Here is a 25,454-nt window from a genome sequence, read left to right as displayed (position 1 = left end):
CCCGAGGCGGGCGAGGTCCGAGAAGAGGGCCCGATCGATGGCGACTCGTCTGACCGTCGTCCTCGCCCTCGTCGTCCTCGCGGCGGTGGTTCTCGTCGTCGCCTCCTCGGCTATGGCGATGCGCTCCTGGATGTTCCATCAAATGGATCGGAATCTGGAGGAGACCCTGGTCCGCGTCGAGCGTGCGGACGGGGCCGCCGACGCCCTGGCCCTCCCGGCGGAGAGGACGGATGCGCCGATCAAGGAGGCGGAGGGGCGCTTTCGGGACGGTGCGCCCCCCGGGTTGGGCGGACCGGGTTCCGCCGAGGGCGAGTTGCAGGTCGTGGAGCGCGACGGCCTGGTGGTTTCGGGGATCGTCAAGGATTTCGCGATCACCAGCCTGTCCGAGAAGAACCTTCAGACTCTGAGGTCGGTGCGCGCCGATCATCGGGGGATGAGCGTGGATCTGGACGGTCTGGGCACTTACTGGGTGCGTGCGAAGGAGTCGGCTGACGGGACGCGGATCGTGGTCGGGCAGTCGACCGGGCAGATCGATCGCACGACCGTCGCCTCGACGGGTTTGGGCTTGGGCCTCGGAGCGGTCGTCGCCCTCGGCGCCGTTTTCGCGGGGCGCAAGTGGATCGCGAGGGAGATGGCCCCTCTTGCGAGGGCGGCGGCGACGGCTCGGGGCATCGCCGATTCCGACCTCGGAGCGGGAGAGATCGAGCCGCTCAACAGGGTGGGCGCCGAGGACGCGCGCGCGGGCACCGAGGTGGGCGATGTCGGGCAGGCGCTCAACACGATGATCGACAATGTCGAGTCGGCCCTGACGGCGCGCGCGGTGTCCGAGTCGAAGCTCCGCCAGTTCGTCGCGGACGCCTCGCACGAGTTGAGGACTCCGCTCGCTTCGATCCAGGGGTACACCCAGCTCCTCCAACGGGATTCGATCGAGTCCGGTCTCGCCCTGTCGAGGATCGCTTCGGAGTCGTCGCGCATGTCGGGTCTTGTGGAGGATCTGCTGCTCCTGGCCCGTCTGGATGCGGGGCGCGAGCTCGGGTCGGCGCCGGTCGACCTCGTGCCGCTCGCGATCGACACGGTTTCGGATGCGCACGCGGCCGGGCCCGACCACGTGTGGGCGCTCGAACTGCCCGAGGCGGACGATGGTGAGGATCTCCTCGGCTGCGAGTTGGTCGGAGATGAGGCTGCGCTCCGTCAGGTCTTCGCGAATCTCGTGAGCAACGCCCGGGTGCATACGCCCGCGGGTACGCGCGTCGTCATCTCCGTCGGCCGGATGCCGGTGGATGAGGACGATGTGGAGGTCGATCGGAAGGGGAATCGGAGTTGGCGCAAGGGGAGCGGGCCCGCGGGTTCGGTGTTCCTGCGGGTCGCCGATTCGGGTCCGGGCATCCCCGAAGAGTTGCGCGCGACGGTGTTCGATCGTTTCGTTCGCGGTGATTCGTCACGGACGAGGGCGGCTTCGCCCGGCGGCGGGGGGTCATCGGGGCTGGGGCTGTCGATCGTCTCTTCGATCACCGATGCCCTCAATGGGCGCGTCGAAATGGAGACCGGGGACGGCGGGACGAGTTTCACCGCGGTCTTCCCGCGTTTGGCCGAGGTGTAGGCCCGTTCTTCCGGTCCCGAGGGCGAGGGCGGTCCCGCATTGTGGGACGAATACGGACCCTCGGTGTTCACGAAGCGAACACTTCCTTCTCAGTATTCGTCACTCTGGCTAGCGTCGAGGAAGTGACGCCGACTCACCGTCGGCGCAAGACCCACGAAAACGCCGGAGGCCACCCATGAAGCGCTCCTTCTTCCTCGCCGCGACCGCAAGCGCGGCCGCCCTGCTCCTCGGGGCCTGCTCGGCCTCCGTTTCGGACTCGGCCGCCTCCGGCGCCCCCAGTGGGGGCGAGGGCTTCAGCATCGGCATCACCCAGATCACGACCCACCCCTCCCTCGACGCCGCCCGTGAGGGCTTCAAGAAGGCCTTCGAGGATGCGGGCCTCGAGGTGGAGTTCGACGAGCAGAACGCCCAGGGCGATCAGGCGACCGCCACCTCCATCGCCTCGAAGTTCGCCGGAGCCGACCTCGACCTCGTCCTCGCGATCGCGACGCCCTCCGCCCAGGCCGCCGCCCAGGCGATCACCGGCACGCCGATCCTCTTCACCGCCGTCACCGACCCGGTGTCCGCCCAGCTCGTCGACTCCCTCGACGCGCCGGGCTCCAATGTCACGGGCACCACCGACATGAACCCCGTCGCCGACCAGATCTCCCTGGTCAAGCAGTTCGCCCCCGGGGCGAAGAGCGTCGGCATCATCTACTCCTCCGGCGAGGTGAACTCCGAGGTCCAGGTCGAACTCGCCAAGGAGGCCGCCGGCAAGGAGGGCCTCGAGGTCGTTGAGACCACGGTGACGAACTCCTCCGAAGTCCAGCAGGCCGCCCAGGACCTCGCCTCCAAGGTCGACGCCATCTACGTGCCGACCGACAACACGGTCGTCTCCGCCTTCGCCTCGGTCGTCCAGTCCGCTGAGGACGCGAAGATCCCGCTCATCGCCGGCGAGGGCGACTCGGTCGCCAACGGCGGCCTGGCGACCTACGGCATCGACTACTTCGAGCTCGGGCGCCAGACCGGCGAAATGGCGATCAAGATCCTCACCGAGAAGGCCGATCCCGCCACGATGCCCGTGCAGTCCCAGAGCGAGTACGCACTCACCGTCAACACCACGACCCTGAAGGCGATCGGCCTGGAGATGCCGACTGCCCTGGCCGACAAGGCTGTCACCGTCGAGTGATCCCGGCGCGTTCAGAATCGACGCCCCGCCCTCGTCACCCGCGAGGGCGGGCGCTCCGCGCAAGGGCCCGCTGACCCGGGCCGCGCACCCGTAACGAAGGAAGACCAGTGCTCACAGCCCTTGATCTCGGCCTCATCTACGGCCTCATGGCGCTCGGCGTGTACCTCACGTTCCGCGTCCTCGACATCGCCGACCTGACGGTCGACTCCTCCTTCACGACGGGAGCCGCCGTCGCCGCCGTCATGATCACCGCCGGCCAGAACCCCTGGCTCGCCACGGCCTGCGGCTTCTTCGCGGGCTGCGCGGCCGGGGCGATCACGGGCGTCCTGCACGTGAACGCGGGCATCCACCCGCTGCTCGCCGGCATCCTCACTCAGATCGGCCTCTACTCGATCAACCTGCGGATCCTCGGTAAGGCGAACGTGCCCCTCCTGCGCGGCGTCGAGACGGTCCTGACACCGCTGCGCGATGCGGGCCTCGTGGGCACCTGGGTCTCCATCGGCCTCTTCGCGCTCCTCATCGCCCTCGTCACCACCGCTTTCAACTGGTTCTTGTCCACTCAGATCGGATTGGGCATGAGGGCCACCGGCGACAACGAGGGCATGGCCCGCGCGCAGGGCGTCCCCACGGGCACGATGAAGATCGTGGGCCTGGCCCTGTCCAACGGCCTGGTCGCCGCCTCGGGAGCCTTCGTCGCCCAGTACCAGGGCTACGCGGACATCTCGATGGGCATCGGCCTGATCGTCGCAGGCCTCGCCTCGGTCATCATCGGGACCGCGCTCATCGGTTCGCGCGGGGTGTGGGTGACCTCCCTTTTCGTCGTCATCGGTTCGATCGCCTACCGCGTCGTCATCCAGCTCGCCCTGGGCGTGGAGTTCCTCGAGGCCAACGACATGAAGCTCATCTCGGCGATCATCGTCTTCCTCGCCCTCATGATCCCCCGGGTCGGCGTCTTCTCGAGGATCAGGGAGCGCCGTCGCGCCAAGACCCTGGTGCACGAGCCGGACATCACGCACACCCCCGAAGAGCGCGACAACGAAAAGGTGGTCCTGTGATGCTCGAGATCGAGGCCGTTACCAAGACCTTCTTCCGCGGAACCGTCAACGAGCGCACCGCATTGCGCGACGTCTCCCTCACCCTGGAGGCCGGCGACTTCGTCACGATCATCGGGTCGAACGGCGCGGGGAAGTCGACCCTCCTCAACATCGTCTCCGGACGCTATCAGGCCGACATCGGCCGCGTGACGATCGACGGCAAGGACGTCACCAAGCTGCCCGATTACTCGGTCTCCCGGTACGTGGCGCGAGTCTTCCAGGACCCGATGGCGGGCACCGCTCCGCACCTGTCCATCGAGGAGAATCTCGCCCTCGCCTGGTCGCGTGGCAAGCGGCGCACCTTGAGCGCCGCGTTGACGGCGAAGAGGCGTCAGATGTTCCGCGAGGTCCTCGCGCCGCTCGAGCAGGGCCTCGAGGATCGTCTCACCACGAAGGTGGGGCTGCTGTCGGGCGGTCAGCGCCAGGCGCTCTCGCTCACGATGGCGACCTTCTCGGGCCCGAAGGTGCTGCTCCTGGACGAGCACACCGCCGCCCTCGATCCCGCGCGCGCCGCGCTCATCACCGAGTTGACGCGCGCGGCCGTCGAGCGCCAGCGCCTGACGACCCTCATGGTCACGCACAACATGGAGCAGGCCCTGACCATGGGCAACAGGCTCATCATGATGCACGAGGGCCGGATCATCTTCGAGCTGTCCGGCGAGGCGAAGAAGGCGGCCACCGTCGAGTCGCTCCTCGAGGAGTTCGACAAGCTCCGCGGCGAGGGCGGGGCGGGCCTGTCCGATCGGACGCTGCTCGCCTGAGACTCGGTGCTCGCCGCCCGAGCGGAGGCTGCCCGCCTGAGTCTTGCTGCTCGCCCGAGCGCGCTGATCGCCCGAGCCCTTCGGGTGCCGTTCGGGGCGGGCGGAGCGGATCGCATGAAGGCGCGTCGCGCCGCTCACCGGTGGGTCATGCCGATTGGCGCTCGCGAAGGAGGGTGGGGAGGATCTCCGTCCGGCTCGGTCCGCCCTCGATCATCTCGAGCGCGATCGCGCATGCGACGGCGCCCTGCTCGTGCATGGGCTGGGCGATGGTCGTGATCGTCGGTGCGGCGTTGATGGCGGAGGGGTCGTCGTCGTATCCGATGACGGCGATTTCTCGCGGCACGTCGAGTCCGGCCTCGTGGAGCACCTCGATCACTCCTCGGGCGATCCGGTCCGAGCCGGCCAGAACCGCGTCGAATTCGAGGTGCCGGCTCAGGAGGTCCGTCATCGCGGCGCGCCCGTCAGCGACTCCCCAGCCTCCCCAGCGCGTGCGGGCGTGATCGAGATCGGGGAAGACCTCCGTGTAGCCGATGTAGCGGTCTTGGGCGGCTTGCTGACTGGGCGTGCCGAGGACTGCGAGCGGTTTCCTGCGCCCCGTGCTCTTGAGGTGCTCGGCGGCGGTGCGCCCTCCGACCCGGTCGTCCGAGTAGACGAAGGAGAATCTTCCCGCGGATTCGAATCGCGCATCCTGTCCGCAGATGATGACGGGGATCTGCTCGTGGAGGAGGCTGACGAGGAGGCCCTGATCGGTCCACGGCGACAGGTGGATCACTGCGTCAACCGTTCTGCTCGTGATGAGGCGGAGCGCCTTCGCCTGTTCCTCCGGGGTCGCGGTCGGCAGCAGTATCGGTGCGATCTCGGTCGAGCCGAGGGTGTCGGTGATGCCTTGGAGGATCCGCGCGAAGGTCGGATCTGCGAAGAAGGTCGCCAGGGGTTCGGAGACGACGACGGCGAATGCGTCCGCTCGACCGGTCGCGAGTGAACGCGCTGAGGCCTTCGCCGAGTACGAGAGGAGATCGACGGCCGCTCGGACGCGATCGGCCGTTTCACGTGAAACGGGGTAGTTGCCCGCGAGGACGCGGGAGACCGTCGCCTTCGAGACTCCGGCCGCCTCCGCGACGTCGCGGATCGTTGCTCGCCTGCTCAGGTCGTCCTCCTCGGCTTCTTCGAAGTTCCCCTCCTTTGGGGCCCATTGTTGCAGACCTGCGGCGGGGGAGGGTTCCGCATGAGGGGCTTGACAACCGGTTTCTATTGATCGATCATCTGTTTATCTGGCGATAGAGACCGGTTTCTTTACTCGATGTCGATCGACGACAGGAATGCGATGAGGCGACACAACCCCTGGGAAGATCACGGGACCCTGTCCGCTGGGCGGCTTCCCGCCCATGCCCATTTCGTCCCCTATGCCACCTTGGACGAAGCGAGATCCGCGGCGGAGCGCCGCATGCTCGGTATCGATCGAGAGCGGAGCCGCGGATATCGGAGCCTGTCGGGAACATGGGGATTCGCCCTCTTCGACTCGCCGAAACGGGTCCCCGAAACCCTCCTCACGACCCTCGATCCCTCCCTCGACCAGGTCGAGGTCCCCCATCTGTGGCAAATGGACGGGTACGGAGCCCTTCAATACACGGACGAGGCCTACCCCTTCCCGGTCGACCCGCCCTACGTCCCCTCGAAGAACCCGACGGGCTTGTACCAGCGCCTCATCACCCTTGAGGCGATCGATCCCGATGCGCGCTACATCCTCCGTTTCGAGGGCGTCGAATCCTACTTCGAAGTCTTCATCAACGGGCGCAAGATCGGATTCTCCAAGGGGTCGCGCCTCACCGCCGAGTTCGATGTCTCCGATGCCCTGATCGCGGGGCGCAACCTGCTGAGCGTCCTCGTGTGCCAGTTCAGCGACGGCACGTACATCGAAGACCAGGACATGTGGTGGGCCTCCGGCATCTTCCGGGAGGTCAGCCTGCTCGAACGCCCTCGTCAGGGGATCGACGACTTCTTCGTCACGACCACCATGAGCGCCGACGGCTCAGCTGCGGAACTCTCATTGAACTGCACCCTTCCTCCGCCTTCTCGCGACGACATGCGCCTGTCCTGCGCCATCCTCGATATCGAGTCGGGAAGCCGGAGCGTCTTCGACAAGACGGTGGAGGTGACGCAAGAGGGGAGCGCCTCCTTCACGACTCGGATCGAGGGGATCCGGTGGTGGAATCCGGAGCGCCCGAGCGTCTACGCCCTGATACTCGCCCTGCATCCGGCCGACTCCGGCATCGAAGGGGCGAGCGAAGTCATCGCCCATCCCCTCGGCTTCAGGGACCTCCGGATCGAGAACGGGCGCCTCCTGCTCAACGGCCGCTACTTCAAGATGCACGGGGTCAATCGGCACGATCACGATCCTGAACGCGGCCGCGCGGTCGACGTCCGCACCATCGACCGTGATCTGCGGATGATGAAGGCGCACCACATCAACGCCGTCAGGACCTCGCACTACCCGAACGATCCGCGCTTCTACGCGATGTGCGACTACCTCGGCCTCATGGTCCTGGCCGAAACCGACCTCGAGAGCCACGGCTTCGTCAACGTCGGCAAGATCGAGCAGCTGACCGACGATCCTCAGTGGAGCCGCGCCTACGTCGATCGCATCGAGAGGCACGTCCTCGCTCAGCGCAACCACGCGTCGATCGTGATGTGGTCCCTCGGCAACGAATCGGGATTCGGCTGCAACATCCGCGCGATGTACGAACGCTGCAAAGAACTCGACCCGACGCGCCCCGTCCACTACGAGGAGGACCGCAACGCCGAGGTCGTCGACGTCATTTCGACGATGTACTCGAGGGTCTCCCAGATGCACGACTTCGGCGAGTACCCCCATCCCAAGCTCAGGATCCTCTGCGAATACGGGCACGCGATGGGCAACGGGCCGGGAGGCCTGTCCGAGTATCAGAAGGTCATCGACTCCTACGAGCACATCCAGGGCCACTTCATCTGGGAATGGATCGATCACGGCATCCGGATCGTCAACGACGAGGGCGCAACCTCCTACCGATACGGCGGCGACTTCGCAGACGAGCCGAACAACGCCAACTTCTGCATCGACGGCCTCGTCTTCCCCTGGAGGGAGCCGAGTCCGGGACTGCGCGAATACGCCTCCGTCATCGCACCCCTGGGATTCGCCCTCGACGCCCACGACCTCGTCATCACCTCGAGACGATGGTTCGAAGCCCTTGAGGACGTCGAGCTCGAACTCGAGTGCATGGTCGACGGGCGGACCGCGATAAAGAGAATGATCGCCTGCCCCGCCCTCGGCCCCGGGGACTCCCATCGCCTCAGCGTCGCAGACCTCATCGAGGACGCCAGGAGCCGGGCGGAGTCGAGCCTCGACGAGCACCTCGGCACCCATGAACTGCGTCTGGCGGTCCGGGCGCGTTCGACCGTCCCGACGCCGAGCGCTGAGACGGATCACCCCCTCGGGCAGGCCGACTTCCTCATCGAGGCATGGCGGGCGGATCGCGCAGTCGAGCCCTCCGCGGCCCCTCAGGGGATCGAGACGCGCCTCGAGGGCGATGAGCTGCACGTCATCACCGGTCGGCAGCACGCGGTCTTCGATCTCATCGACGGCTCCCTGCGCTCACTCAGCGCAGGAGGGCGCGAGATCCTCGACTCAGGGCCCCGCCTCGCCTTCTGGCACGCCCTCATCGACAATCACGCCCAGGAGTGCGAGGCGCTGTGGAAGCCGCGCCTCCTGCACCTCCTCCAGGAGTCCGTGCGTTCGGCGCAGTGGAGGCGCGAGGGCGAATGCGTCGAGATCGACGTGAGAACGACGATCGCCCCGCCCGGACTCGACATCGGCATGCGGTGCCGCTACCTCTGGCGGATCGAGCCGGGAGGCCGGCTCATCCTGACGGTCTCAGGCGACCCCTACGGCGACTACTCCGACATCATTCCCAGGATCGGGCTGCGCATGTCCCTGCCCTCCCGCTTCTCCGCAGTGTCCTACATCGGCCGCGGGCCCGAGGAGAACTACCCCGACTCGTGCCGGGCGAACCTGCACGGCTCCTATTCGACGACGGTCCCGCAGATGACGACCCCCTATGTGAGACCGCAGGACATGGGCAACCGGACGGAGGTCCGATCCCTCAGCCTGATCGACGAGACGGGCGCGGGCCTTCGCGTCCTCGCAGATCCGGACGCCTTCTGCTTCAGAGCGCTGCCCTATTCGGACGCTCAACTCGAGCGTGCGCGTCACCTCGACGAACTCGAAGCCGAGGAGTCGTACGAGCTCAACATCGACTTCGAACTCCTCGGCCTCGGCTCCAATTCCTGGGGATCGGAGGTCCTCGACTCCTACAGGGTCCGCTGGCGGGCCTTCGAGCACAGAATCATCTTCCAGACCGCCGAGGAGGCCGCCGAATGAGACTCTTCGACACTCTCGAAGCCGCCGAACGGGAACTAGCGGGCGACACGAAATGGGACCGCGTCTTCCAGGCGATCGCCCTCGCGGACTCCCTCCCCGCCGGTGTGGCCTACTCGGTCGGCGACACCCTGACCTGGCGCCTCCTCACGGCAGACGACGCCGATGCGCACGCCATCAAGCGTCGTCGCTATGCGCGCGTCCTGTTCTGCAAGGAGGGGTCGGCGCAGATCGATCACGCCGAAGCGGGGCGCACGCTCAGACCGTACTCCGACCTCGACGACAGGGAGGAGGTCGAACTCGGATCCGAGGATGAGGAGGGCGTCGCCTCGACGACGATCCAGCCCGGACAGCTCATCTGCTTCGCGATCAACGAGGCATCGAGAATCCGGCCCGCAGCGGGATTCAGCGGAGTCCTCCTCAACGTCACCGTCGAAGGACGTTCATTCGCCAACAAGTAACCCACTCGAATACCCGAAGGATCGAAGATGACCTCTTCCGCTCGTGCGCGCGTCGGCACCTACGCGCTCCTCACGATGACCGTTGCGGCGGTGTTCAACTTCCGCAACGTCATCAACAACTCGGTGTCCATCGGCCTGGCATCGGCCCCGGCCTTCTTCTTCGCAACGCTGCTCTACTTCCTGCCCTACACGCTCATCATCGCCGAGCTCGTCGCCCTCAACAAGGACTCGGAATCCGGCGACTACCGGTGGGTCAAGACCTCCCTGGGAGGGCGCTGGGCCTTCCTCGGCGCCTTCTCCTACTGGTTCGTCAACCTCTTCTACTTCGCCTCCCTCCTGCCGATCGTCCTCGTCTACGCCTCGTACATGATCTGGGGGCAGGAGAAGGTCCTGTCGCAGACGGCGATCACGGTGATCTCGATCGCCGTATTCGCCCTCGCCACGTGGGTGTCGACCAAGGGCGCGGCCTGGATCGGGAAGGTCACCAACATCGGGGCGACTTTGATGATGGCCATGGCCCTCGCCTTCGTCGTCCTCACCGCGGCGGCACTGGCCGGAGGACTCGAACCCGCGACGCCGATCACGCTGTCCGCGATGAAACCCGACACCGCCTCCTTCGCCTCCATGTGGGCCTTCTTCGGCACCCTCGCATGGATCATCCAGGGCGTGGGAGGCGCCGAGTCCGTCGGCGTCTACATCAACGATCTCAAGGGCGGGGTCCGATCCTTCATCAGGACCATCATCTTCGCGGGCCTCATGATCGGCATGCTCTACGCCGTCGCCTCCCTCCTCATGACCGTCTTCGTCAAGGCCGGGGAACTGTCGTACTCCGAGGGCATCTTCCAGACGATGGGCGGCCTCGGGGCCTACTTCGGCCTTGAAAGCGGGCTCATCAACAGGGTCGTCGGCCTCGTCATGCTCACCGCGACCCTCGGATCCCTCCTCATGTGGACTGCGACTCCCGTCAAGATCTTCTTCTCCGAGATCCCCGGCGGCATCTTCGGCGACAAGCTCGTCGAGCTCAACGACCGGGGCATTCCGTGGCGCGCCGCATGGGTCCAGTTCCTCATCGTCGTCCCGATCCTCATCATTCCCGCCCTCGGCTCGGATTCCATCGACGGTCTTCTCCAGATCGTCATCAACATGACGGCGGCGACGGCCCTCATCCCGCCGCTGTTCATCTACCTCGCCTACTTCTTCTTCAGGAAGAACTACGACGACGTGCCGCGCGGCTTCAAGATCGGATCGCGTCGTTTCGGAATGGGGATGGCGGCCTTCATGATCCTCGTCTTCTCCTTCGTCTTCATCACCGGCACGCTGCCCTACGGGCAGGAGGTGTGGCTCACGCTCGTCTACAACATCGGCGGCGTCGTCATCTTCATCGGGGGCGCGTACATCATCTACCAGCGGTACATCAATCGGCTCCGGGCCGAGGACCCCGCCGCTGCGCATGAGGAACTCACCCCGACTGCGGAGCGCATGAGGAGGCGCTGAGCCGCATCGTGCGTATCGAGCGCATCCCGGAGCGAGGACTCGGTCCCGATTCCGGGATGCGCTCGTCGTCTTCCGAGCCTTCCAGGCGGCGCCCGGAGCCGCTGCCGGGGCCGGTCCCGAAGAGCCGCCGGGGCAGGTCCCGGAGGCCCGGCGGAGGGGCTGCGGTGCGAATGCCCGAATGACGGTCGGGCACTACGCCGTCGGATGTCGGCCATAGGATGAGATGAATCGCGCCCGCCGCCGCGGGCGCCCGGAGGAAATGGGGATCCGTGGCACTGATCGTGCAGAAGTACGGGGGCTCGTCGGTCGCCGATGTCGAGGCGATGAAGCGAGTCGCACGCCGCGTCGCCGACACGCACGACGCCGGTCATCAGGTCGTCGTCGTCGTATCCGCGATGGGCGACACGACTGACGACCTCCTCGATACGGCCGCACAACTCACCGCGAAGGCCCCCGAACGGGAGATGGACATCCTGCTCTCCGCGGGGGAGCGGATCTCGATGGCCCTGCTCGCCATGGCCGTCAATGAACTCGGCGTCCAGGCCCAGGCCTACACGGGCGCCCAAGCCGGCATCCGCACGGACTCCCACCACGGTCGCGCGCAGATCGTCGGCATGGTCCCCGAGCGCGTCGCCCGCGCGGTCAAGGAGGGCCAGGTCGCGATCGTCGCCGGCTTCCAGGGGGTGTCCGAGGACGATGACGTCACGACCCTCGGCCGTGGCGGTTCGGATACGACCGCCGTCGCCCTCGCCGCCGCCCTCGGCGCCGATGTCTGCGAGATCTACACCGACGTCGACGGACTCTTCTCGGCCGACCCGAGGATCGTCCCGAAGGCGCATCGTCTGCGCACCGTCACGCAGGAGGAGACCCTCGAACTCGCGGCCCACGGCGCGAAGATCCTGCACCTGCGCGCGGTGGAGTTCGCCCGTCGTTACGGCGTTCCCCTCCACGTCCGCTCCTCCTTCTCGGAGAAGAATGGAACGTGGATCTCCGATTCTCCCGCCAACCCCGAGCTCGAGGGCCTCGTGCCCTCGGCCGCCCTCGTCGATCCGAAGGACCTCACCATGGAGAAGCCCCTGATCTCGGGAATCGCGCACGACCGCTCCCAGGACAAGATCACGGTCACGAACCTGCCGAACAATCCCGGTGTCGCCGCTCGGGTGTTCTCGATCTGCGCGCAGGTCGGCGCGAACATCGACATGATCGTTCAGAACGTTCCGGTTTCCGACCCGACCCTTGCGAACATCTCCTTCACGCTCCCCGAGGGCGACGCCCAGCGCACGCTCGAGGCCCTCGAGGCCGCGCGCGATGAGATCGGCTTCGACGAGCTGCGGTACAACCCGAATATCGGCAAGCTCTCCCTGGTCGGCGCGGGCATGCGGACGAATCCGGGCGTGTCCGCGAAGCTCTTCGCAGCCCTGTCGGATGCGGGGATCAACATCGATCTGATCTCGACCTCGGAGATCCGCATCTCGGTCGTGACGAGGCTCGACGATCTCGATCGGGCGGTGAAGGCCGTGCACTCGGCCTTCGGGCTCGACGCGACCGAGACGGAGGCCGTCGTCTACGGCGGCACCGGCCGCTGACCCCTCCCCTCCCCCCTCCACCGAAAGCATCACCTTCGCCCGCCGAGATCATCACCTTCATCCATCGAGATCATCACTTTCGCCCGTCGAGATCATCCCTTCATCCATCGAGATCATCACTTTCGCCCGTCGAGATCATCACCTTCGTGGCTCTGTGCACTGGTGATGCTCTCGAGGCCGAGAAGTAGTAGTGCTTTCGACGAAAGGAAGTGATGCTTTCGGTGAAGAAAAGTGATGCTTTCGGCGGAGAGGGAATAACGAAAAGGAGAACATCATGACCGGACTCAATGTCGCAGTCGTCGGCGCCACCGGACAGGTCGGCCGCGTCATGCGCACGCTGCTCGAGGAGCGCGGCTTCCCGGTGAAGTCGATCCGCTTCTTCTCCTCCGCGCGTTCGGCCGGGACAACACTCGAATGGAAGGGCGAGGAGATCACGGTCGAGGACGTCGCCACCGCCGACTTCTCGGGGATCGACATCGCCGTGTTCTCCGCAGGGGCGGGCGCCTCGCGCGACTACGCGCCGAAGTTCGCCGCGGCCGGAGCGGTCGTCGTCGACAACTCCTCCGCATGGCGCAAGGACCCGGAGGTCCCGCTCGTCGTCTCCGAGGTGAATCCCGAGGACGCGGCCGAGCGCCCGAAGGGCATCATCGCGAACCCGAACTGCACGACGATGGCGGCGATGCCGGTGCTGCGCCCGCTCGTCGACGAGGCGGGAGGCCTTAAGCGGCTCTTCGTGTCAAGCTACCAGGCCGTCTCCGGTTCGGGGATCAAGGGCGTTCAAGAGCTCATCCGCCAGACGAAGGCGGGCGTCGAGCAGGATCTCGCCGCCCTCGCCCTCGACGGTCGCGCAGTCGCGCTGCCGGATCCCGAGGTGTACGTCGCGCCGATCGCCTTCGACGTGGTCGCGCTCGCAGGTTCGATCGTCGAGGACGGAACGGAGGAGACCGACGAGGAGCAGAAGCTCCGCAACGAGTCGCGCCGCATCCTCCACATCCCGGATCTCAAGGTGTCGGGCACCTGCGTGCGCGTCCCCGTCTTCACGGGGCACACCCTCACGATCCACGCCGAGTTCTCCGGGGCGATCACGCCCGAGAGGGCGCGCGAAATCCTCGCCGATGCGCCGGGCGTGCGGGTCGTCGAGGTGCCGACGCCGCTCGAGGCGGCGGGTCGCGACGAGGTCCTCGTCGGCCGCATCCGCCAGGATCAGGCGGTCGATGACGGCCGCGGGCTGGTGCTCGTGGTGTCGGCCGACAATCTGCGCAAGGGCGCGGCCCTCAACGCGATCCAGGTCGCCGAGGTCGTCGCGCGCGAATTCGGGGACTGAGTCCCGTCCGCTCATCGGCTTCGGGCTCTAACTCGGCGTGGAGCCCGAACCCGCGAGTCCATGATCGACGGTTTCGCCCTCGGCCCGATTATCGGGGCCGAGGGCGATCGTCAGTTCCGGCGTGCGCGCGTCACTTCTCGGATTCTGCGATCTGCTTGCGCACCTCGTCCATGTCGAGGCCGCGGATCTGGGAGATGAGGTCGTCGAGGGCCGAGCCGGGCAGAGCGCCGGACTGGCGGAAGATGGCGATGCCGTCGCGGAAGGCCATGAGCGTCGGGATCGAGGAGATCTGCGCGGCGTGCGCGAGGTCCTGCTCGGCGTCGGTGTCGATCTTGCCGAAGACGATGTCGGGGTTCTTCTCGGAGGCTTCTTCGAAGACGGGGGCGAACTGCCGGCAGGGGCCGCACCAGGCGGCCCAGAAATCGACGAGGACGATGCCGTTCTCGGCGACGGTCGTTTCGAAGTTCTCAGCGGTCAGGGCGATGGTGGACATGGATTCTCCTCAGATTCCCGGGGTGCCCGGAGGGTCGGTCGTGCGGGCGTGCTGCCCTTTCGCTTTAGGACAACGATGCCGCATCGGCGGCTATTCCGCTCGGGGAGGGCGTCCGGGTGTGATCCTCGACGCTTCGACGCCGAGGGCGCGCAGGATGAATTCTTCAGCGACTTCGGCGCGGGCGCGGCCCTCCGCGGGGCGTCCGGGGGCTTCGGCGCCCATGAGGCAGGCGTGGATGATGGGGACGAGGGCTCGCGGGTCCTGCTTCGGGATCGCGCCGGCGTTCATCGCATCGACGAGGATGGAACCGAGGTAGCGTTCGACTGCTCCGGCATGGTCGTGGAGGTGCCCGGAGTTCGGGCGGGAGACCTGATCGCGAAGATTGAGGCGCCCGGAGATGTGGTAGTGGTCGGTCATCTCCAGGTGGAGGCGGATGTAGGTCCGCAGTCTTTCGATCGGGTCGCTCTGCGCTTCGACTGCGGCGCGCAGTGTCGTGCCGAACTCGCTGGTCGCTTCTTTCATGTAGGCGAGGAGGAGGACTTCCTTGTCCTCGAAGTGGTTGTAGACGGCCGTGCGGCCGATCCCCGCGCGGCTGGCGATCTGCGCCATCGTGATCGTGTCGAAGGGGTTGTCTGCGAGGAGTTCTCCGAGGGCGTCGAAGAGCTTGCGGCGCGTGAGCGCCCGGTGGTCTGCGAGGCACTCTCCGATGATCTTGGGCATGGGGATATTCTGACACCGAAAGCCTTGGTGTCGTCAAAGATTCATGTCAGGCGGGCGGTGATCGTCCTCGTCGCTTCGCGCACGGCGCGCACGATCGGTAGATCCGCGCCGATCCAATCGACGGCCTCCGCGTCCTCGAGGTCGAGCCAGCGGAGTTCGGAATGCGAATCGCCGGCGCGGGGAGCGGGGGAGTCGGGGGCGACTTCGGCGAGCCAGACGCCCATGTCCCTGCCTCCCAGGATCGGCCACCAGCCGCCCTCGGGGGAGGGGATCTCGGCCCCGAAGATCAGGGCGGTCCCGAGCTCCTCCTCGATCTCCCTGGCCAGAGCCTCCAGGGGTTCTTCGCCCGGGTTGATCTTCCCTCCGGGCAGTTCGAAGCGCCCTGCGAGTTCGGCGGGGTAGGCGCGTGCGGCGCACAGGAGGCGCGAGGGGGAGTCGAGGGAGTCGAGGATCACGGCGGCGACGACGGGGGCGGGTTTCATGGGATGAGTCTACGGAGGCGGTGCGCGCAGGTGCGGGGCGTCTCCGCTTCAATCGATCCGGCTGATCCGTCGCGATGAGGGAAAGCTCGCCCCGTCTCGCCCCGTATGCTTCGCTGCTCGTCGCCGCCGGGCAATATGGAAGGCCCCCGGACGGAGCGGTTCGTCTGCTTCAGGATGCTCCGCTTTGGACGAGGAGGGCATCGGCGGTTATGATCGGGGTACCTCCTCCGATGGAGGCTCGCGGGCGTAGTTCATCGGTAGAATGGAAGCTTCCCAAGCTTCAGAGGCGGGTTCGATTCCCGTCGCCCGCTCCAATAGAACGTCACTTTGGATACAAGGATTTCCGGCCCGGCCGGAAAGTATCCGGGGTGGCGTTTTCGCTGTTCTGGGGTGGTTTTTTGGGGTGGCGCGGTCGGGCGCGCGGAGCTGCGGAGCGGCTCATAGTGCTGGCTGATCGGAGCCTCAGAAGGCCATCTCAGGAGTCTGCTCGGCCGGTCGAGGCCGGAAGCGTCAAAAAGTATGGCCTAGCGTCAAAAGGTACGACCCCGCGCCAAAAGGTATGGGGCTTGCGTCAAAAAGTATCTAGCAAGCGTCAAAAGGTTTGAGGCGGGTCGAACGGATGAGGGAGCGGAACTGACACTACAAGAGAACCGCTGCCAGCGACAGGTTGCAGGGTGCGCCGCTTCTAGCGAACTCTAAGTGGCAGCATAGTCAAACAGCTGATTCGATCACATCGACCGCTGAGTTTGAGAAGACGAGCCGACGTTCGGGCGCTTCGGCGTGTCCACAGCCATGGACGATGCTGGGAGATACAATAAAAAGTAATGACTTTTTAAGTTGCTATTGAAGTGAACTACTGCGGGCGTCACGCGAACAGAGAGGACCTAGACATGGCTGAAGCGAAAGTACGCACCACCATGGAGTTCTTCAATATGTCGGACTTCTTGCGGGGTCAGTCCTCGAAGATCATCACGAAACTTTCTGAACAAGATGAGGCCGGATTCATCCTAAAAAACGGCAAGCCCATGGCAGTACTGATGTCCATCGAGCGCTATGAGCGGTTGATGCAATCAGGAATCGATATCACCGAATACTAATAATCACACCTACAAGGATCAATTGATGGCAGTGAAAAAGACCGAACTGTACGCCATTCTCTGGGAGGCCGCGAACAATCTCCGTGGTGGCGTGGAGCCTGCCCGGTACAAGGACTATGTCCTGACACTTCTGTTCTTCAAGTACGTCTCGGATCGTTACAAGGGAGAACGCTATGGCGACTATTCGGTGCGTGAAGGAGCTTCATTCGAAGACCTGGTAGCTGCCAAGGGAAAGACGGATATCGGTGAACGAGTCGATAAGATTCTTTCAGCCTTTCTTGAAGAAAACCAGCTGCAGGGTTCGTTGCCCGATGTCTCGTTCAATAATGAGGACGAACTGGGCCACGGTAAGGAACTGGTCGATAGGGTCACCAAACTCATCGCCGTGTTCGAGAACCCCGCAATTGACTTCAGAACCAATCGCGCCAGCGGCGATGACATCATCGGAGACGCCTACGAGTACTTCATGATGAAGTTCGCCCAGGAGTCCGGCAAGAGTAAGGGGCAGTTTTACACGCCCTCCGAAGTCTCGCGCATCATGGCCCGCCTAATCGGTATCGCGAATATTGACGCTTCCCGGAAAACATCCTGGACACTTTACGATCCGGCTTGTGGTAGTGGTTCCCTGTTGATTCGCGCCGCAGATGAAGCGCCAGTGAACCGACAAGGGAACTCGGTTGTCACGATCTACGGGCAAGAAGTCGACAAATCAACTGCTGGCCTTGCCCGGATGAATCTCGTGCTCCACCAGAAGGGCACTGGTGAAATCAAGACTCAGTCCACACTGAGCTCGCCGCAGTTCAAAGACAGCTTTGATCAGCTCCGAAAGTTCGACTTCATTGTCATGAATCCGCCATTCTCCGATAAGGAGTGGACGAACGGAATCAACCCGGACAATGACATCTACCATCGCTTCGACGGCTACGGGACTCCGCCCGCGAAAAATGGCGACTGGGCCTGGTTCCTCCACGTACTCAAGTCCCTCGACTCTGCGGGTAAGGCGGCAATCATCATGCCGCATGGAGTTCTCTTCCGAGGCAATTCCGAGGAGACAATCCGCAAGCAGGTATTGGCGAACAGGTACATCACTGGCATCGTCAGCTTGCCTGCGAATTTGTTCTACGGCACAGGAATCCCTGCATGCATCATCGTGATCGACAAAGAACGTACTGAGGAGCACGACGGCATTTTCATGATCGATGCCAGCCAAGGATTCAAGAAAGACGGAAATAAGAACCGCCTGCGTGAGCAGGACATCGAACGTATCGTCCATACCTTCACCAACAAGTTGGACGTGCCTGGGTACTCGCGGATGGTGTCGTACGAGGAGATCCTGGAGAACAACGGTGGGAACCTCAATGTTCCCCGCTACATCCAGCGACCTGCAACCGAACTACCGCAGGACATTGCCGCTCATCTCCAAGGCGGGATACCCGCCAAAGACATTGAGTCCCTGGGCTCGCTGTGGGAAGTCGCGCCAGCGTTGAAGAACCAGCTATTCAACCGGCAGGACAGTGGGCGCTTTGAACTCCTGCTTTCGCCTGATGCGCTTGCTTCTCATATCGCTACCGATCCAGGTTTGGAGGCACAAAAACAGAAGGAAACCGCAGCTTGGTTTGACGCTTGGGCACAGAGCACTGCACGCCCAGTGCTACTCGATATTGACAAGGAAACGGATCTAAAAGCAATGATCCGGGCTATTGGCCAGCAACTCGTGCGCGATTATTCGGACGCCCGGATGCTTGATGCGTACGACGTTTTTGACGTCCTCCTGAACTACTGGAACGAGCGTCTACAAGATGACGCCTATCTGATCAAGGCCGTCGGCTACCTCGCAGGACGAGAGATCGAGTACATCTACCAAGAGAAGAAGAACGCTGACGGAGAGAAAATCAAGACAAGCAAGGTCACTGGCTTCGACGGCGTGCTCCTCCCCAAAGAACTTATCGAGGTGGAATACTTCGCCACCGAGCGTTCGCGTCTTTCGGATCTTGAGCAGCAGATTGCTGCAAGCGAAGCAGAGCTGGATCAGATACTTGAAGAGCAACCGGAAGAAGACAACCCATTCGACAGCGTACTTAGTAGCAGCGGGAGCGTGACCAAGGCTGCGTTGAAATCCCGCATTGCCGAACTCGAGGCCATGAAATCGACTCCCGAGTTGACCGTGGTTGCTGAGTTGCTAGAAGCACTAGCCAGCAAGAACACAATTCGGATCGCATGGCTCTTGGAACAGAACCCTGATGTAGCCGCCTTGGACCTTTACGGCAAGAATGGAAAGCTGATCAAGCGCAACACTGTTGCAGTGCAACAGCAGCTGCTGGCTGAAGCGCCTATTCCGGAACTCTATCGAGAGGAATACGAGGCACTCACTGCCTACCAAGCGGTGCTAGAGCACCTCACTAGGCTAAAGACGCAGGCGAAGGAGGCGCGCAAAGACTTGGACGCTCTCGTGAAGGAACAGTACGGCGAGTTGTCCGAGGACGAAATCAAGCACCTCTTGTTCGAAAAGAAATGGTGCGCCGCGCTTTCCATGCGCATCGTCGCTCTATTTGCGCAGCGCCTGCACGAGTACACCACCCGCATTACGGAGATCGCTAAACGATACGAACGAACTCTTCCCGCCATCGAGGCCGACGTTCAGCGATCTCGTGACACCGTTCTCCGGAGCCTTGAGAGGATGGGATACTCGTGGTAACTCAGTACCCCGCAACTTGGGCGGATGTAAGACTTGGCGATCTGGCCACTATTGTCCGCGGAGCATCCCCAAGACCAATCGATAATTTCCTAACAGATTCGCCAAGCGGTACTAACTGGATAAAGATCGGCGATGCGCCAAGAAAAGGACGTTATATTTCCAGTACTGCTGAACGCGTTACGAAGGAAGGCGCGGAAAAGTCCGTTCATGTTGTCCCTGGCGATTTGATTTTGTCGAACTCGATGAGTTTTGGTCGCCCCTACATACTAAGAATTTCTGGCTGCATCCACGATGGTTGGCTACGACTCTCAGATTTTGACAAACGAGTGGATGTGCGTTTCCTCGCAGAACTTCTGGCTTCAAGCTTTGTGTATCAGCAGTACGAGTCGCTCGCTGCTGGTAGTGGAGTTCAGAACCTCAATAAGGAGGTCGTGAGAAAAGTTGCCATCCCGTTACCTTCGCTACCTGAGCAGCAGGCGATCGCTGATGTGCTATCTGGGTTTGATGAGCATCTCGCGAACCTAGACGCGCTCATCGCTAAGAAGCAGGCCATTCGCGATGGAGCGCTCGAAGAGCTTGTCAGCGGAACGCGGCGCATTCCGGGGTTCTCGCAACCTTGGCGTGTGATCAATTTTGCCGAAGAGATTATTCCGAAGGCCAGAATTGGCTGGCAAGGACTTAAAGCGGGCGAATATTTGCGTTCGGGATACAGTCTTCTGATTTCCGGTACTGATTTTGAGGACGGTCATGTATCAACTAAGCAGATCTTTTTCGTCAGCCAAAAACGGTATGAAATGGATCCTGCGATACAGGTCCAGGCTGGCGATGTGCTGGTTACTAAAGATGGAACTATCGGAAAGGTAGCCTTAGTTCCAGATTTGGGAATGCCTGCAACACTAAATAGTGGAGTGTTTGTTTTTCGTCCTCACTCTTCTCTAGCACGCGAGTTTTTGTACTGGGTTCTCATGTCGTCGGTCTTTCGTGCATTTATCAATACGCTAGCGGCTGGATCGACAATCAAACACCTCTACCAGAAAGATCTCGCAGACTTCTCATTCTCTGCCCCATCTACCGATAGTGAACAGATCAGTATTTCCGAGGCCCTTTTTGCGATGGACGCGGAGATTGTCAGTCTTGTTGAGGAACGCGCGAAGGTTGAGCGGCTGAAGCAGGGAGCTATGGAAGACTTGTTGACAGGCCGTGTGCGTTTGCCGGTACACGAGGAGGCGTCATGAACCTGAACGTGAGCACTGAGTTTGAGGCCCAGAAGCGCCTAATCAAGGAGTGCCTAGTCAAGCACCTCGGATACGAGTTCATTGGTGAACTGCGTGATCTGGCGAACGCGCCTGTGCGCGAGGATGACTTGCGTGCGCATTTGATCGACCGGGGCTATCCAACGAATGCGGTCACTCAGGCGGTCAAGGCACTGATGGATTTGACTCAGAATCGGGGCCTGCCGCTCTACGAAGCCAACAAGCAAATCTACTCGCTGTTGCGCTATGGGTATAAGTACCGCGACGCAGTTGATCACAAGCATAAGACGCTGCACTACATTGACTGGATGCATCCAGAGCTCAATAAGTTCGCTCTGGCAGAAGAAGTGACGGTGCGGTACACCTCCGGGGGCGCGAAGAGCAAACGCCCGGATATCGTGCTCTACATCAACGGCATTTCCGTGGCCATGTTCGAGCTGAAGAAGTCCTCGGTAGAGGCCTCCCAGGGGATTCGGCAGCTCATCACCAACCAGAAGCCTGAGTACATTTCGGGCTTCTTCACCACGCAACAGCTACTTCTCGCCGGTAACGAGTCCCAGGGGCTCTACTACGGGACGATCGAAACGCCCGAAAAGTTCTACCTGCAGTGGAGAGAAGACGATGCGGCAGAAGATGCGGCGTCTGTTGAGGTTCGCACACTGCGCGAACAGGTCGCGAACACTTTGCAGCAGGGAGTAGTCTCGCTGTGCCACAAGCAACGTTTGTTGCAGTTCATTCATGACTTCGTAATCTTTGACGGAGGAAAGAAGAAGCTCGCCCGGCACAATCAAGTATTTGCCTGCTTGGCATCGCGGCCTTTCCTGAAACGGGGTGAGGGTGGGATCATCTGGAACACGCAGGGGTCCGGAAAGTCCCTCATTATGGCGTGGCTGACGCAATGGATCGTTGAGAATCTGGATGATTCTAGGGTTGTCATCATCACCGACCGGGATGAACTCGACAAGCAAATCCGCGACCTGTTCTATAGCATCGATGTTCCAATCCACCGTGCGACAAGTGGTGCGGACCTGAGAGCTGTCTTGAACGCCTCTACTGAGCGCGTGGTGTGTTCGCTGATCCACAAGTACGGTCACAACGCCGGAAAGGACGCAGACCTCGAAGCGTACCGCCATGAACTACTAGAGGCTCTGCCCAGCGATTACGAAGCGAAGGGCAACATCGTCGCTTTTATCGACGAAGCGCACCGCACCAACTCCGGCAAATTGCATGAGGCAGTCCGCCAGTTGATGCCGAATGCCACCCTAATCGGTTTTACTGGTACGCCCCTGCTCAAGAAAGACAAGAAGACCACAATGGAGGTCTTCGGACCTTACATTCACACCTACAAGTTCAACGACGCCGTCGCGGACAACGTGATCCTCGATCTGCGTTACGAAGCCCGAGACGTCGACCAGGATTTATCTTCCGAGGCGCGCATTGATCAATGGTTCGAGGCCAAGACCCAAGGCCTTACCGACAGCGCAAAAGACAAGTTAAAGAAAACATGGGCGACACTGAACAAGTTGTATTCGTCGCGGGAACGGCTGGGCAAGATCGCGGCGGACATTCAGGTTGATATGGCAACCAAACCCCGATTGCAGGGCCGGGGAACGGCCATGCTCGTTGCGGGTAGTATCTACCAAGCGTGTCGCTACTGGGAGATTTTCCAATCGGCTGGCTTCAAGCGATGCGCTGTCGTCACTTCGTATGAGCCCAGCGATGCTGCCGTGCGCACCGCCTCCTCCGACCTGGACGGGGAAAGCGAAGACGAATACAAGAAGCGCATCTACGAGCTGATGCTTGGCGGCAAGAGCGTCAAGGAATTCGAAGACGAGGCTAAGCGCTTTTTCAAGGACGAGCCTGAGCGCATGAAGCTGCTTATCGTCGTCGATAAGCTGCTGACCGGGTTTGATGCGCCTAGCGCCACCTACCTGTACATCGACAAGTCGATGCGGGATCACGACCTTTTCCAAGCGATCTGCCGGGTGAATCGGCCCGATGACGAGAGCAAGGACTACGGTTACATTGTCGACTACAAGGACCTATTCCGCTCCGTGCAATCCGCCTTCGTTGACTACACGACCGCAGCCTTCGACGAGTTCAGCCGCGAGGACGTAGATGGACTGATCAAGAATCGCAACATCGAGGCGAAAGCGACAATGGAAGGGGCAAGGACCTCTCTGTCGCAGTTGCTTTCAGAGGTCGACTCCCCACGAGATGACGCAGCCTGTATCCGCTTCTTCTGCCAGGTTCCTGACGAGGCCGATTCCGCTGACGCAGGATCACGCAAGCGCTCTACTTTCTATTCCCTCGTCGCAACATTGACGCGAGCATTTGCTCAATGCAGCGACAGCCTCGTAACAGACTTTGCCTACAGTCCGCAGCAGGTTGAATCTCTTCGACACGAAGTGCGCAACTACAACCAACTCAAAGACGCTGTCATGCTTGCAGCGGAGGACTGGATTGACCTGCGCAGCTACCAGGAGGACATGAGGTTCATCCTGGACACCTATGTCTCCGCGCACGACAGCACCGTGGTGTCCAAATTGGACGACACACCCTTGGTTGAGCTGCTGGCCGACAAGTCATCCACTACACCGGTGGACACCATCATCGACGGGGTGACGCCTGGCAACAACGGGAAAGCAGAGATCATCGATGCCAACCTGACACGCGAGATTATCCGCAAAATGCCGGTGAACCGCGCCTACTACGGGAAGATGTCAGAACTGCTCAAGAAAGTCATCGAAGAGCGTCGCCTCGGGGCTATTTCTTATGCGGAGTACCTGCGTCAAGTGGCAGAACTGGCCCGTCGCATCCTTTCTCCCGAACAGACCGAGAACTATCCGGCACCTGTGCGAACCCGAGCGGCCACTCGGGCCTTGTACGACTTCGTGCAGAATCGTGAAGAATTTGACGGCATGGATCTCGAACTAGTGGCCCTGGACCTTGACGAGAGCATTCGCGATTCAGCCGAGTCCGGGTGGTTGGCGAATCTCCAAAAACAACGCCGTATCAAGAAGGCGATCGCCACAGTTCTGGATGAGCTGGAAATTCTTGAAACACATATCGCTGCACTGGTTGACGACTTCTTCGATCTGATTTCTCAGCAGGATGAGTACACCAATGTCTGAGCAGATCATCCAGGTAGGAGCCGTCGCGGTCAAGGTTATCCGTAAAGAAACACTGAAAAATGTCTACCTACGGATTATCCCGCCGCATGCTGATGTCACGTTGAGTGCACCCGCATATATACCCGAGCAAGACCTGACCCACTTTCTGCTCGAGAAGCTGCCCGAAATCTATAAGCGCCAACAGCAGATCCGCACTCAACCCCGTCAGTCTGAGCGCACATACGTTTCCGGCGAAGCTCACTACCTTTGGGGCAAGCCCTACCGGCTTCAGGTCAACCATGATGGCCGTCGCACCGCTGTATCCAAGCGTCCAGGCAAACTCATCCTGACCGTGCCGGAGAACTATGACTCGCATCAGCGCGAAAAGGTGCTCACCGAGTGGTATCGCGGCGAGCTTTACCGGGTGCTTGACTCTGCGGCGCAACGTTGTCAGCAACATACGGGGATCACGGCCGAGGAGTTCCGCATCAGGCAGATGAAGACTCGTTGGGGCACCTGCAATGTCAACGATCGCAGAATCTGGCTCAATCTCCAATTGGTGAAAAAGCCGCCTCAGTGCTTGGAATATGTGATCATCCACGAACTCGTGCACCTGCTCGAGCCTAACCACACGAACCGGTTCTATGAGCTGGTTGAATCATTCTGCCCGACATGGCGGGAAGCTGATCGAACTTTGCGGGAACTACCGCTGGACCATATCAGTAAGGAGGACATTCGAGTTGGCGACCGCCTTGCGTAGTCATGCGGATGTCTATGACATTAACCGAAAGACCGGGGCCCTGATCCTGGGGAAGAACCGGCTTGATGACTACGCTGAAAAGTACCTTACGGAGCATTGCCCGCAGGCACTCAAGACTCCAATGGCAATTCCTATTGATGAGTTGCTGGAGGCAAGCGGGCTCCATGTCGAATTAGCTCACTTGTCTGCTAGTTCGGATGTATTCGCATGTTGTGTCTTGGTTGATGGCCCTGTGGACGTCTATGATCCGAGCACAGGAGAATCGACGCCGGTCTTCTACAAGGCTGGAACCATCCTGGTGGATCCTGACTCAGAGTGGAGCCGAGGTAGGGGCGCACGGCGCAATGCCCTGATGCACGAGCTACTCCATTGGGAAAAGGACCGTGTCTTCTTCCAGATACATCATCAAAGGCTCGCGGTGATCGGGCAGTCTCCTGAGCCTTTGAAGTCTCGCACCTCGGCAACATTCTTCCAGCCATCGGAGAAGTCGAAGCGTAAAGAGACAGAGCTTCAGTGGCTGGAATGGCAAGCACACCGTCTTGCTCCTCGCGTCCTCATGCCCAGAACAACGTTCACTCTGGCCGCCAATCAGATACTGGACACAGCTACCGATTCGACGTGTAGCGACTTGGTGGATCAGCTCGCAGACCTTTTCGAGGTCTCTCGTGCTGCCGTGAAATACCGTCTCAAGGAGGTCGGGCTACTGCCTCGTATCTCGCAGTTGGGCGACTTCCAAGCGGTTTTCAGTTTCATCCGCGACGGGAGGGATGAATACGTCTCTTTGACCCCTGTGCAAGCAGCGATACTTCTTTGGGAAAACCCTCGGTTGCAGCAATGGGTGCGCGGCGGTGACTACATCTTCGTGGAGGGCTACTTCGTTAGGAACAGCACTCGTTACGTGCGTCTTGACACTCAAGGAGCTTTCCGGCTCAAACCGGCTGC

General features: G+C 61.9%; 19 protein-coding genes and 1 tRNA gene. 16 read left to right on the top strand and 4 right to left on the bottom strand.

Going from position 1 to position 25,454, the window contains the following annotated elements; genetic code table 11:
* Nucleotides 1-37 precede the first annotated feature (37 nt).
* From ACQY7V_RS00515 to ACQY7V_RS00500, 4 genes are all read left to right on the top strand, one after another.
* Nucleotides 38-1,600, top strand: coding sequence for a HAMP domain-containing sensor histidine kinase (locus tag ACQY7V_RS00515; protein WP_320836106.1), 1,563 nt, complete (start codon nt 38-40; stop codon nt 1,598-1,600).
* A gap of 175 nt (nt 1,601-1,775) precedes the next feature.
* Nucleotides 1,776-2,768: an ABC transporter substrate-binding protein gene (locus tag ACQY7V_RS00510; RefSeq protein WP_320836105.1), complete on the top strand. Its 993-nt coding sequence runs from the start codon at nt 1,776-1,778 to the stop codon at nt 2,766-2,768.
* A 107-nt stretch (nt 2,769-2,875) separates the two neighbouring features.
* Complete coding sequence (locus ACQY7V_RS00505; RefSeq protein WP_235361700.1) at nt 2,876-3,823, top strand: ABC transporter permease; 948 nt, start codon at nt 2,876-2,878, stop codon at nt 3,821-3,823.
* The gene (locus tag ACQY7V_RS00500) at nt 3,823-4,623 is read left to right on the top strand and encodes an ABC transporter ATP-binding protein (RefSeq protein WP_428638424.1); all 801 of its coding nucleotides are present in this window, start codon (nt 3,823-3,825) and stop codon (nt 4,621-4,623) included. The genes ACQY7V_RS00505 and ACQY7V_RS00500 overlap by 1 nt, the downstream gene beginning before the upstream one ends.
* 145 nt (nt 4,624-4,768) lie before the next feature.
* Here the strand turns inward: ACQY7V_RS00500 and ACQY7V_RS00495 are convergent, their stop codons facing one another.
* Nucleotides 4,769-5,752: a LacI family DNA-binding transcriptional regulator gene (locus ACQY7V_RS00495; protein ID WP_407826320.1), complete on the bottom strand. Its 984-nt coding sequence runs from the start codon at nt 5,750-5,752 to the stop codon at nt 4,769-4,771.
* Nucleotides 5,753-6,067: 315 nt separating this feature from the next.
* On the opposite strand from ACQY7V_RS00495, the gene ACQY7V_RS00490 reads away from it, so the two are divergent.
* The 5 genes from ACQY7V_RS00490 (at nt 6,068) to ACQY7V_RS00470 (ending at nt 13,899) form a co-directional block, all read left to right on the top strand.
* Entirely contained in the window at nt 6,068-9,037 is a 2,970-nt protein-coding gene (locus tag ACQY7V_RS00490; RefSeq protein WP_428638413.1) for a glycoside hydrolase family 2 TIM barrel-domain containing protein, read from the top strand.
* Entirely contained in the window at nt 9,034-9,495 is a 462-nt protein-coding gene (locus ACQY7V_RS00485) for a hypothetical protein (protein ID WP_428638411.1), read from the top strand. The genes ACQY7V_RS00490 and ACQY7V_RS00485 overlap by 4 nt, the downstream gene beginning before the upstream one ends.
* A 27-nt stretch (nt 9,496-9,522) precedes the next feature.
* Nucleotides 9,523-10,989 carry an amino acid permease gene (locus ACQY7V_RS00480; RefSeq protein ID WP_154475858.1) on the top strand — a complete coding sequence of 489 codons (1,467 nt, stop codon included), beginning with the start codon at nt 9,523-9,525 and terminating at the stop codon, nt 10,987-10,989.
* Nucleotides 10,990-11,258: 269 nt separating this feature from the next.
* On the top strand, nt 11,259-12,575 hold the full coding sequence (locus ACQY7V_RS00475; RefSeq protein ID WP_321082663.1) for an aspartate kinase: 1,317 nt from the start codon (nt 11,259-11,261) through the stop codon (nt 12,573-12,575).
* Nucleotides 12,576-12,849: 274 nt separating this feature from the next.
* Nucleotides 12,850-13,899, top strand: a complete 1,050-nt coding sequence (locus ACQY7V_RS00470; RefSeq protein WP_428638408.1) for an aspartate-semialdehyde dehydrogenase — start codon at nt 12,850-12,852, stop codon at nt 13,897-13,899.
* 130 nt (nt 13,900-14,029) lie between these two features.
* Here the strand turns inward: ACQY7V_RS00470 and trxA are convergent, their stop codons facing one another.
* From trxA to ACQY7V_RS00455, 3 genes are all read right to left on the bottom strand, one after another.
* A complete protein-coding gene (gene trxA / locus ACQY7V_RS00465; RefSeq protein WP_154475862.1) occupies nt 14,030-14,392 on the bottom strand; it encodes a thioredoxin in 363 nt (120 codons plus the stop codon).
* A 90-nt stretch (nt 14,393-14,482) separates the two neighbouring features.
* Nucleotides 14,483-15,112 carry a TetR/AcrR family transcriptional regulator gene (locus tag ACQY7V_RS00460; RefSeq protein ID WP_154475864.1) on the bottom strand — a complete coding sequence of 210 codons (630 nt, stop codon included), beginning with the start codon at nt 15,110-15,112 and terminating at the stop codon, nt 14,483-14,485.
* 41 nt (nt 15,113-15,153) lie between these two features.
* Nucleotides 15,154-15,594, bottom strand: coding sequence for an NUDIX domain-containing protein (locus ACQY7V_RS00455; RefSeq protein ID WP_428638405.1), 441 nt, complete (start codon nt 15,592-15,594; stop codon nt 15,154-15,156).
* Nucleotides 15,595-15,834: 240 nt separating this feature from the next.
* Between ACQY7V_RS00455 and ACQY7V_RS00450 the strand changes: the two genes are divergently transcribed.
* From ACQY7V_RS00450 to ACQY7V_RS00420, 7 genes are all read left to right on the top strand, one after another.
* Nucleotides 15,835-15,908, top strand: a tRNA-Gly gene (locus ACQY7V_RS00450).
* 576 nt (nt 15,909-16,484) lie between these two features.
* Complete coding sequence (locus ACQY7V_RS00445) at nt 16,485-16,691, top strand: type II toxin-antitoxin system prevent-host-death family antitoxin (protein WP_053793958.1); 207 nt, start codon at nt 16,485-16,487, stop codon at nt 16,689-16,691.
* Nucleotides 16,692-16,716: 25 nt separating this feature from the next.
* Nucleotides 16,717-19,386, top strand: coding sequence for an N-6 DNA methylase (locus ACQY7V_RS00440; RefSeq protein WP_053793957.1), 2,670 nt, complete (start codon nt 16,717-16,719; stop codon nt 19,384-19,386).
* Nucleotides 19,380-20,621, top strand: a complete 1,242-nt coding sequence (locus ACQY7V_RS00435) for a restriction endonuclease subunit S (RefSeq protein ID WP_080999260.1) — start codon at nt 19,380-19,382, stop codon at nt 20,619-20,621. Before ACQY7V_RS00440 ends, ACQY7V_RS00435 begins: the two co-directional genes overlap by 7 nt.
* The gene (locus ACQY7V_RS00430; RefSeq protein WP_053793955.1) at nt 20,618-23,773 is read left to right on the top strand and encodes a type I restriction endonuclease subunit R; all 3,156 of its coding nucleotides are present in this window, start codon (nt 20,618-20,620) and stop codon (nt 23,771-23,773) included. The genes ACQY7V_RS00435 and ACQY7V_RS00430 overlap by 4 nt, the downstream gene beginning before the upstream one ends.
* A complete protein-coding gene (locus ACQY7V_RS00425; protein ID WP_053793954.1) occupies nt 23,766-24,512 on the top strand; it encodes a M48 family metallopeptidase in 747 nt (248 codons plus the stop codon). Before ACQY7V_RS00430 ends, ACQY7V_RS00425 begins: the two co-directional genes overlap by 8 nt.
* The coding region (locus ACQY7V_RS00420; protein WP_428638402.1) for an ImmA/IrrE family metallo-endopeptidase at nt 24,493-25,454 on the top strand (962 nt) is incomplete at its 3' end. The genes ACQY7V_RS00425 and ACQY7V_RS00420, both read left to right, overlap by 20 nt.

It is taken from the genome of Schaalia sp. (assembly GCF_050312375.1).
Lineage (GTDB): Bacteria > Actinomycetota > Actinomycetes > Actinomycetales > Actinomycetaceae > Pauljensenia > Pauljensenia hyovaginalis.
This window is presented reverse-complemented; position numbering and strand designations above follow the sequence as displayed.

Coding starts and splice junctions, on each gene's coding strand:
- ACQY7V_RS00515 (WP_320836106.1), top strand. CDS start 38: ATGGCGACTCGTCTGACCGTCGTCCTCGCCCTCGTCGTCCTCGCGGCG.
- ACQY7V_RS00510 (WP_320836105.1), top strand. CDS start 1,776: ATGAAGCGCTCCTTCTTCCTCGCCGCGACCGCAAGCGCGGCCGCCCTG.
- ACQY7V_RS00500 (WP_428638424.1), top strand. CDS start 3,823: ATGCTCGAGATCGAGGCCGTTACCAAGACCTTCTTCCGCGGAACCGTC.
- ACQY7V_RS00490 (WP_428638413.1), top strand. CDS start 6,068: ATGCTCGGTATCGATCGAGAGCGGAGCCGCGGATATCGGAGCCTGTCG.
- ACQY7V_RS00485 (WP_428638411.1), top strand. CDS start 9,034: ATGAGACTCTTCGACACTCTCGAAGCCGCCGAACGGGAACTAGCGGGC.
- ACQY7V_RS00480 (WP_154475858.1), top strand. CDS start 9,523: ATGACCTCTTCCGCTCGTGCGCGCGTCGGCACCTACGCGCTCCTCACG.
- ACQY7V_RS00470 (WP_428638408.1), top strand. CDS start 12,850: ATGACCGGACTCAATGTCGCAGTCGTCGGCGCCACCGGACAGGTCGGC.
- trxA (WP_154475862.1), bottom strand. CDS start 14,392: ATGTCCACCATCGCCCTGACCGCTGAGAACTTCGAAACGACCGTCGCC.
- ACQY7V_RS00460 (WP_154475864.1), bottom strand. CDS start 15,112: ATGCCCAAGATCATCGGAGAGTGCCTCGCAGACCACCGGGCGCTCACG.
- ACQY7V_RS00455 (WP_428638405.1), bottom strand. CDS start 15,594: ATGAAACCCGCCCCCGTCGTCGCCGCCGTGATCCTCGACTCCCTCGAC.
- ACQY7V_RS00445 (WP_053793958.1), top strand. CDS start 16,485: ATGGCTGAAGCGAAAGTACGCACCACCATGGAGTTCTTCAATATGTCG.
- ACQY7V_RS00440 (WP_053793957.1), top strand. CDS start 16,717: ATGGCAGTGAAAAAGACCGAACTGTACGCCATTCTCTGGGAGGCCGCG.
- ACQY7V_RS00430 (WP_053793955.1), top strand. CDS start 20,618: ATGAACCTGAACGTGAGCACTGAGTTTGAGGCCCAGAAGCGCCTAATC.
- ACQY7V_RS00425 (WP_053793954.1), top strand. CDS start 23,766: ATGTCTGAGCAGATCATCCAGGTAGGAGCCGTCGCGGTCAAGGTTATC.